The organism is Shewanella sp. A22, from assembly GCF_053850585.1.
The window spans coordinates 34,742-41,122 of sequence record NZ_JBSQBN010000028.1; the positions used below are offsets into that span (position 1 = coordinate 34,742).

Below are 6,381 nucleotides of genomic sequence, written 5' to 3' on the forward strand. Positions count from 1 at the left end.
CGTCAAAATGGGAGCAATATGATTGGAGCGCATCAATTTGTAACATATCTCAATAGGCTTTGGAACGTTTCACTTTAGCCTTGGGGAGCTGTGGCTGTTTGCTCACTGAGATTTTTACTTAATGTGGCAACCATTCCATCTAGTATGACTATTTGCTGCTGAATTTGTTGTCTTTTCTCAATGGCTTCATCTGAATTATCTCCCTTTAGCTCATTAAGTTGCTCTTTGAGTTCTTCGATTTGTTCTTCTATATTTTTTATTTGTTTCTCTAATGGTGTTAGCTCTTCATCACTGTTCGCTGTTTTTTCTGCAGATGTTTGGTGCGTAGCTTTACGTAGCGCAGCACCATTAGATGCCGCAAGAGCTTTATTGCCTTCAGAAGAGATAGATACTGTGTCAGTTATATCTGCTGAGTTTACCGCTGGGCTAGGAACGGTTTGAGGGTCTTGAGATCGCATTTTAACGTTAGATGAATTCGGACTTTGTACTGCTATTCTGGTACTTGAAATATCCATAAGTTTCTCTGTGTTTGATTGGACAGTAACAATGTTATATCGGCTTGAAGGCTTTTATTTGAAGGCTTTAGTGGGCCGTTTATACTGATTTATTTCTGAATGAGTGTTTTTTACCAACGTGTAAAGTGCGGCACTGGCTACTTTTAAGCCTAAAACACAAAATAATGAAGCACTTTCATACACATAAAACAACGGTGTAGTTTAACCCGTATAGTTGTATTTATAGAATATTGATGCAGTATTATTGCCATAGAGAAATATAGCTCTATTGTAACTCTATTCTAAAGCGAAATTGAATTCGTTGACATTTTATTAGTGTATATTTGTATGAGCAACTTTAAAAATGGCTTAATTTAAATTGAATAAGAGTGTTCAATTGCAAATTTAACCAATTCGCTTGCACTGTGAAAGCCAAGTTTGTTCTTAATATTTTGTCTAACGGCATCGACTGTTTTTACACTTAAACCTAGAACTACTGCGATTTCCTTGCTCGGATAACCTTTACCAATTAGAGTGAATATCTCTAGTTCACGATTACTCAATGACTGAACACCAAATGATGTGGTTGTTTTAGAACGCCCTATTGCATCTCCTAATAAGCATTTCATCATACGATCGCTAAGATAAATCATACCTTGCTGTAACTTACGAATCGCCACAATAAGTGTTTCTGGCGATTCACTCTTCATTAAATAACCTTTAGCACCAGCTCTCAAGGCCCGTTCCGCATAGATCTCTTCTTGATGCATTGAGAATACAAGGACTTTAATGTTGGAATTAAAAATTAATATTTCTTTCACCAAATCCAGACCATTGGTGTCATCAAGTGAAAGGTCAACAATTGCTAAGTCAATTTGATGTTGTTTTAAAGCTTGTAATGCAGAACTTTGATTTTGTGCCTGAGCACAAACCCGAAAATTATCATTTTGTTCAATGAGATGAGATAATCCTTCACGTACAACCGCATGGTCGTCAACCAGTAATATATTGATTATATTCATTGTTAATCACTTATGTTTATTCAGGTTATAGCGGAACTTGGCATGTTATACGGCTACCTTCTTCATCCGATTCGACTTGCAGTAATCCTCCAATCATAGATGCGCGATATTGCATTATTTTCAACCCCATAGCGCCATTTCGTTTTGGGGCGTTATTGAAGCCACATCCATCATCATGTATTTGCAATATGATTAAGTTATGCTTTTGGCTAAGGGTAATTTCAATTTTACTGCAATGGCTATATTTTACCGCATTATTCACTGATTCATTACCAATGTTATATAGGTGCGAGGCAAGCATTGCATCATCGATCATGACCGATCCAAGCTCGTTATAAATACATTTTATGCCAAACACCTCTTGGATTGATTGCTGTAGATTGACTAATCCACGAGATAATCCATCTGGACCGTTAGGCATATGGCATAAACCCTGTAAAACATTGTGCATTCGTTTTTTAGCTCTACCAATACTGTCGACTATTTTTTCTGATAATTCTCGTAATGGTTCATGTTCATTGACAAGTTGATTCGCCAAAGCTGTTGCTAAAAATGATAATCCAGTTAGTTCTTGCCCTAATCCGTCATGTAAATCTTGCCCAATACGTTGACGCTCTCTTGTGCTAAGTTTTAAGAGTTCCTTTTCAAGGTTGCGTCGTTCAGTTATATCCCTAGACACTTGCACTACACCACTTAATTCCCCATTATTTTCTAAAACAGGATAAGCTGAAATAGTTAATGTTCTTCCTTGGCTATTTTTTTCTCCATAAGCAGGCTGTTTGTTATTAAATGCTCTCATTACTGGGCTATTAAAACTAGGCTGACTTTCATGGCCTAGTGTATTATTTGTCACATCTTCATCTTGATTGATACGAGCCATTTTATTGGCCCACAATATATGGTGTTCTTTATCGTGAAAAGTGACTTGCTCAGAAATAACATCAAGGATGAGTTGAGCCTTTGACTCTGCTTTTTCGCACTCTTTTTTAGCGAGATGTTGCTCCGTTACGTCGACAATCAGGCAATGAGTCTGAATAAAGTTACCTTCATTATCGTAGCGGACGTTGCCATGAACAATCACATACATTTCTTGACCTAATTTATGTCGCAATTTCCACGGATGATCTCGACAAATTCCGTAACGTTTAAAATTGGGGAATGTCACATTGATGTGATAAGAAATGTCTTCATTATTATATAGTAATGATGCGAATGTTTTACCGTGAATTTCATCATAATCATAGCCAATTAGATTTGAAAATGAATGATTAAAATCTATTATTACAGCATTCTCGTTCATCGACATATACGCCAGAGGAATATTATCAAACATCATTCGATAACGTTCATGAGATGCAAATAGTGCATCATATTGAGGCTGCGGGCCATAACTTTTAAATGGATATTGTTCGTTACTCATGCTTTTACCTTTACAAAGCGAGAATAATATTTAGCCGAAATTGTATCATTGCCCCTCAATGATGGGATTTTTATAATTATCAATTGAGACTCGTATCACATATGAGTTAAATTTATATAAACAATTTTAAATTTACTAACTGATATTTCTTAAATAAAACTAGGGAGCATTACCTAGTTTTTTAAGTGTTTTTTTAAATGTTAATTTGAATGTTTCTTATTATATTGTATTTGTTGATTAATTAATTTGATTGACATAAGTATAGGTAAAACTTCTTATATATTGTTAGGTGTTTGAACCGTATTTTATAAAAATAGAAAGGTTAATATTATTCCGCAAAGTAAAAAATAAATATCAATATTTTGCAATACTTAGTAGAGGGTAATAGAAGATGAAACCTATAACATTCGCATTATCAATGTCATTGATTTTTTTTAGTGGCATTGGCATGTCCCATTCCCAAGAATTCAAATGGCAAGCTGAACATCTTAAAAAAGGTGTTAAGTGTAGTGACTGCCACGGAGAAGATAATAACGCTGCAATAAAAAATGATACTTGTACTCATTGCCACGGTTCGTATGATGAACTCGCTAAACAAACTAAAGACATGCATCTTAATCCACATTTTAGTCCACACTTTAGTAATCTCGAGTGTACCAGTTGCCACTCAACTCATACCAATTTAACCGTATTCTGCCAAGACTGTCATGGCCCTATTAGCAGAGACCCCAAATTTAGCAAAATCAAATAACGATTTATATAGGGTGATTAAGATGAAATCAATATTAAATAAAGTATTTACCCTTGGTGTTCTCGCTCTTGCGTGTCAAACAGCATATGGCAAAACGCTTACTTATGAGACTGATATTGCCATCGTTGGTGGTGGTTCAGTTGGAATGGCAGCCGCTGTAACTGGGGGGGAGGCTGGCGCCAAAGTTATTGTTCTTGAAAAAAATCCTTACTTAGGTGGCAGCTCTAATTTTGCTGAGGGCTTATTTGCAGTTGAAAGTGATTATCAACGAGGTAAGTCATACGGGTTAACAAAAGATCAAGCATTTGAGCATATTATGGAGTATTCCCATTTCAAGAATGATGCGACCTTGGAGCGTGAGTTTATAAACGAATCTGGTGATAACTTGCGCTGGCTAAATAAACATGATGTCGATTTTGATGTTGTTCAGATATCTCCAAAAGAACCAGAAACGTGGCATTTGGTCAAAGACAGAGATCATCATCATCATGGAGCTGCATTGATCACTGCCCTACAAGAGCATGCAGAAAATGCTGGTGTGAAATTTCTAATGAGGACACCTGCGACCACGCTGATTTATGAAAAGGGAAAGGTTACAGGAGTCCGAGCTAAAGATCATAAAGGAAATGATGTCGTTATCCACGCTAAAGCCGTTATTATCGGTACCGGTGGTTTTGGGAATAGCCCTGAGAAAATTAATAAGTGGACCAACTTCGATGGTAAAGCATTCAAACCCACGTTGCCACTTAATAAAACGGGTGATGGGATTGAAATGGGCAGAAAAATAGGTGCTGCTCATGAAGGGGAAACATTAATGCTTCATCCTGGAACAGAAGGCAAAGGCATTGTACCACTGGGCAATATTTACACTATGACTTGGCAGCCTGCAAATATGTGGATCAATGCTCATGGTAATCGATTTATTGATGAAACCGTGGCCTTCAGTTTTGCTCATGCCGGAAACACTATTGGACGTCAAAAAGACCATTATGCTTGGGCTATATTTGATGATGCTGAGTTGGATCACGCTAAAAATGATGGTGTAGATAACGGTGTGGGGGTTTTGGTTCCTGTAATGACAAAACTAAAAAATATTGATAATGAAATAAAAAATGCACTCGCCGTGAATAGTGAAAGCTTTAAAAAAGCCAATAGCATTGAAAAGCTAGCGAAAGAAATTAATGTGCCAGTTGGCAATTTGAAAAAAGCCTACAACGACTACAACAATGCCGCAAAAGTACATTATGACGATGCATTTAATAAAGAACGCATGTGGATGCATCCGTTAAACCACGGCAACTTGTATGCAGTGAAGTTGTTACCCTACCACTTCACATCAGTTGGAGGTTTACGTATTGATACTAAAATGCAAGTTGTTAATACGAATGACAACCCTATTGCGGGTCTATATGCCGGCGGTAATGATGTTGCAGGTTTGTATTCTGATACATACACCCTATGGGCATCTGGCCATGCATTTGGTTTCGCCACCTACTCTGGTCGTAAAGCTGCACTCAATGCTATTGATTATATTAATTCTGGTATGTAAAGGGATAACAACATGAAAAAGATATTTTTAATCGTAGCTGTTACCTCATTATCAGCATGTGTAATTTGTAATGAAAGCTATGCTACGGAAGGTGGTGGCGGCGTATATCCTAACGGTGCGGAAGGTTATATGGCGGGGGCCTTACCCCCTTCAGGGCTTTATTACCAAAACTTTCTCAATCACTACACCGTTGATCGGCTTAATAACACTCATGGCGATGACACTGGTGCCGATATCAAGGTGCAAGCTACTGCAAACGTGTCTCGCTTTTTATATATGACAGGGCATAAGCTATTCGGTGGGGATTATGGTGTTTATAGCACAATTCCTTTAGTTCATATCAGTGGTGAGCTTAATGCTGGTCCGGCATCAACTTCGTCATCGACGAGTGGCTTAGGTGATATATCAATATCTCCTTTTATGTTGGGTTGGCATTTTCAGCAGTGGCATCTAGGCACTGCTCTGGAGTTTACTCTGCCATCGGGGAAATATAATCAGACTCGTTTTGTTAATCCTGGTCGTAACTACTGGGTCACTACGCCTGTATTCGTCACCACTTATTTAAGTGACAATGGATTTGAAGTGTCAGGTAAATTCATGTACGACTTCAATACTGAAAATAATGATACAGGCTATAAGTCTGGACAGGAGTTTCATTTTGACTACGCGCTGGGTTACCACATAGATCGATATACACTTGGTCTAAGTGGTTATTATTATCAACAGATAACCGATGATAAAATGAATGGTTCAACCTATAACGATGGCAACAAAGGAAAAACTTTTGCTGTAGGACCAGCTGTTAAATATGACGGAGAAGGGATGTCTGTTGAATTTCGTTACCAAAAAGAAGTGATGGCAGAAAACAGATCCCAAGGTGATAAGCTATGGCTTAAAGTTACGCTGCCAATTTCATAGAAACTGTCAATAAACGTACAAATGACTAAAAACGTTTATTTAATACCAATCTCATTAAATATCTGGTCAGTTCAGAGTCTCTCAGGTTTTTCAATTCAAGCATTGATGTAGAAATGGTTGTTGCCTTTTAAATCGATGTAACACAGAAGTGGAATACCTGAGAGACTCCATTCTGGCGGGTTTCAAAGTCCTTTATGCTTCGTTAGATGCTTTCAAAATAGAATCAC

General features: G+C 37.5%; 6 protein-coding genes. 3 read left to right on the forward strand and 3 right to left on the reverse strand.

Annotated features, from left to right (window positions below; genetic code table 11):
* Positions 1–74: 74 nt before the first annotated feature.
* From ACWXWT_RS07405 to ACWXWT_RS07415, 3 genes are all read right to left on the reverse strand, one after another.
* Positions 75–515, reverse strand: a complete 441-nt coding sequence (locus tag ACWXWT_RS07405; RefSeq protein ID WP_456040979.1) for a hypothetical protein — start codon at positions 513–515, stop codon at positions 75–77.
* 353 nt (positions 516–868) lie between these two features.
* Positions 869–1,516 carry a response regulator transcription factor gene (locus ACWXWT_RS07410; RefSeq protein WP_456040980.1) on the reverse strand — a complete coding sequence of 216 codons (648 nt, stop codon included), beginning with the start codon at positions 1,514–1,516 and terminating at the stop codon, positions 869–871.
* Between the two features lie 25 nt (positions 1,517–1,541).
* The gene (locus tag ACWXWT_RS07415) at positions 1,542–2,936 is read right to left on the reverse strand and encodes a PAS domain-containing sensor histidine kinase (protein ID WP_456040981.1); all 1,395 of its coding nucleotides are present in this window, start codon (positions 2,934–2,936) and stop codon (positions 1,542–1,544) included.
* Positions 2,937–3,327: 391 nt separating this feature from the next.
* On the opposite strand from ACWXWT_RS07415, the gene ACWXWT_RS07420 reads away from it, so the two are divergent.
* From ACWXWT_RS07420 to ACWXWT_RS07430, 3 genes are read left to right on the forward strand one after another with little or no spacing between them, the layout of a single operon-like run.
* Positions 3,328–3,687: a cytochrome c3 family protein gene (locus ACWXWT_RS07420; protein ID WP_456040982.1), complete on the forward strand. Its 360-nt coding sequence runs from the start codon at positions 3,328–3,330 to the stop codon at positions 3,685–3,687.
* A gap of 22 nt (positions 3,688–3,709) precedes the next feature.
* Entirely contained in the window at positions 3,710–5,236 is a 1,527-nt protein-coding gene (locus tag ACWXWT_RS07425) for an FAD-dependent oxidoreductase (RefSeq protein WP_456040983.1), read from the forward strand.
* Positions 5,237–5,248: 12 nt separating this feature from the next.
* Positions 5,249–6,154 (forward strand): SphA family protein, encoded by a 906-nt coding sequence (locus tag ACWXWT_RS07430; RefSeq protein ID WP_456040984.1) that lies wholly within the window; start codon positions 5,249–5,251, stop codon positions 6,152–6,154.
* Positions 6,155–6,381 lie beyond the last annotated feature (227 nt).

Bases quoted from the DNA above. Each gene is read 5' to 3' on its own strand.
- ACWXWT_RS07405 (WP_456040979.1), bottom strand. From the start codon at position 515: ATGGATATTTCAAGTACCAGAATAGCAGTACAAAGTCCGAATTCATCT.
- ACWXWT_RS07430 (WP_456040984.1), top strand. From the start codon at position 5,249: ATGAAAAAGATATTTTTAATCGTAGCTGTTACCTCATTATCAGCATGT.
- ACWXWT_RS07420 (WP_456040982.1), top strand. From the start codon at position 3,328: ATGAAACCTATAACATTCGCATTATCAATGTCATTGATTTTTTTTAGT.
- ACWXWT_RS07425 (WP_456040983.1), top strand. From the start codon at position 3,710: ATGAAATCAATATTAAATAAAGTATTTACCCTTGGTGTTCTCGCTCTT.
- ACWXWT_RS07415 (WP_456040981.1), bottom strand. From the start codon at position 2,936: ATGAGTAACGAACAATATCCATTTAAAAGTTATGGCCCGCAGCCTCAA.
- ACWXWT_RS07410 (WP_456040980.1), bottom strand. From the start codon at position 1,516: ATGAATATAATCAATATATTACTGGTTGACGACCATGCGGTTGTACGT.